The sequence below is a fragment of the Alcaligenes endophyticus genome (assembly GCF_026344035.1).
Classification (GTDB): domain Bacteria; phylum Pseudomonadota; class Gammaproteobacteria; order Burkholderiales; family Burkholderiaceae_B; genus Alcaligenes; species Alcaligenes endophyticus.
The window spans coordinates 1-529 of record NZ_JAPKND010000020.1 but is presented as its reverse complement, the minus strand read 5'-3'; the positions used below and the strand labels follow the sequence as shown (position 1 = coordinate 529).

1 protein-coding gene is annotated in these 529 nt (G+C 50.1%); it reads left to right on the top strand.

From position 1 onward, the window contains the following. The coding region (locus OSH01_RS16470) for a hypothetical protein (RefSeq protein ID WP_266125222.1) at positions 1-372 on the top strand (372 nt) is incomplete at its 5' end. Positions 373-529: the final 157 nt, after the last annotated feature.

The window sequence follows — 529 nt, the reverse complement described above, 5'->3', positions numbered from 1 at the left end:
GGCGAGCAGCTAGACCTAGATGCCTGCTTTGTGCTTGCAGACCATCTTCGTGGACTCACTCACAGCCAGCATCGAGCGACGAGTTGGCTTATGTCTGCTGCGTTACAGCAAGGCTTACATTTTATAGAAATGCCGCCAGAGCCCGAAGGCGGTTTTGAAGATGAGTTCGGGGCGATTCTGCAAAAGATCACTACTGGCATGGAGGAGTTCGGCAAGTTATGCGGGATAACCAATCAGGCCGTATCTGATCGGCATTTGAGCGACGATGAAATTTCTCAAATCGTCACGCAAGCTCAACTCATTAGCACGCTGTTCCAACGCTTAACACGAAACGTTATGCGTGTCGGTCGTAAGCAGCGAGGCCAGCTATGACGCAAGCAAAATACGGCACGTACTACATCGATTTATACAAACTTGGCTGGTTTAACAATCCCCGTGTGAGTAAAGCATTCGGTGTAGATCACGGGCAAGAGCCTCACATCAGGCAGCAGCAGATTAAAGATGCGCTGTACGAGGGTTTAGGCACAGA